2 protein-coding genes are annotated in these 1,604 nt (G+C 53.7%); both read left to right on the forward strand.

The features are described from left to right. Nucleotides 1–238: 238 nt before the first annotated feature. Nucleotides 239–1,054 carry a sugar phosphate isomerase/epimerase family protein gene (locus tag J5224_RS27145; protein ID WP_264628254.1) on the forward strand — a complete coding sequence of 272 codons (816 nt, stop codon included), beginning with the start codon at nucleotides 239–241 and terminating at the stop codon, nucleotides 1,052–1,054. Between the two features lie 87 nt (nucleotides 1,055–1,141). Then, nucleotides 1,142–1,604: copper-binding periplasmic metallochaperone CueP (gene cueP, locus J5224_RS27150; protein ID WP_264628255.1), on the forward strand; the 463-nt coding region annotated here is incomplete at its 3' end.

The raw sequence follows: 1,604 nt of genomic DNA on the forward strand, positions 1-1,604 counted from the left end.
CATCCCGACGTCCCCCCATTTTGATAACCCGCAGTTTGTGGCGCTGTACCATGAAACTATCCAGAAAATTGATCAGGGGAACCTGTCCGTCAAAGACGCGGCATCTTCCTTTGCGAAAAGCGCCGATCGCATCCTGAAACGTGCCACGAAATAACGCCCTTCGATCACGTCATGAACGCCCCGGTCATGCGCCGGGGAACACGGTTTCACCGGGATAGCCAAGGTACGGAACACGATAATGATTACCTTTAGTGCAACACTGACCTGCCAGTACGACGCGCCCTTTTCCCCGTTCAGCGCGGCCGATCTCAACAAAGGCTTGGCGTGGCTGAAAGCGAGTGGATTTGATGCGGCGGAGCTGTGCATATCGGATTATCAGGGGATCGATATTGCACGGATAGCCGATGCGTTAGCCTCGCACGGATTGGGCTGCACCACCATTGCCAGCGGGCAGGCGCGTAAGCGAGAAGGGCTATCGCTGCTGTCACAAGACTCGGAAATCTTGCGCCGCACGCGTCAGCGCCTTTTTGAGCATATCGATGCGGCAGCGGTGCTGGGATCTTATGTCACGATTGGCTCGTTGCGTGTGGCGGATACGCCATTGAACGCAACACGTTATTGCCAGCTTTTGGCGCAGGGGCTCGCTCCTTGCCTGGACTATGCGCACGCACGCGGCGTGACCCTGATCGTTGAAGCACTGAATCGCTATGAGGCTGAGCATCTGAACAGTGCAGAAGATATGGTGCAGTTTCTCGATCTTATTGGCTCACCGCCGCAGGTTGGCATTTTGTGGGATGTGTTTCATGGCAATATCGAAGACCGTGACTTTGCGCAGGCCATTGCATTGATGGGGCCGCGCTTGCGACATGTGCATTTTGCTGATTCTAATCGCGCTTTTCCTGGCTATGGGCACTTGCCGTTTGATGCTATCTACCGTCAGTTGCGGCAGTTTGATTATCAAGGTGCCATCTCGCTCGAGTGTCTGTGCCGACCGTCAGCTCAGGCGGTGATTGAGGAGTCCGGGCCATTTATCCAGCGTTTGCGTCAGTTGTAACGCACATAAGCGTACAGATAGTCTGGTCTTTAAGCAGGGGTATGGTTTAGCATCGGTATTAATAATGTCAACTGACGGAGTCTTACGATGAATACGCGTACCATGGCGATATTGCTGACGTTGTCCTTGAGCGGTGCCGTGCAGGCCGATGCTACATCATTTTTGGCACAGCAGGGGCTAGCGGGCAAAACGGTTGAACAGATGGTCAACACCATTGACCAATCAGCACAAGTGCGACCGCTGCCCTATTCTGCATCGATCAATGCGACCCAATTGATGCTGACCCAAGGGGAGCAGAAGTATGTTTATCCGCTGGGCGACAAGTTTTATTTGTCGTTTGCGCCCTATGTCCAGCAAACGCACCCCTGCTTTAATCACAGCTTGTCGGGCTGCCAGGGGGAACTGGCCAACACGGCATTCAACGTCAAAATTACTGACAAGCAGGGCGCTGTCATTGTGCATAAGAACGTGACGAGCTACCAGAATGGTTTTGTGGGTGTCTGGTTGCCGCGCAATACCGAAGGAACCATTGAGGTAACCTATCAGGGAC

The organism is Candidatus Symbiopectobacterium sp. NZEC135 (genome assembly GCF_025962695.1).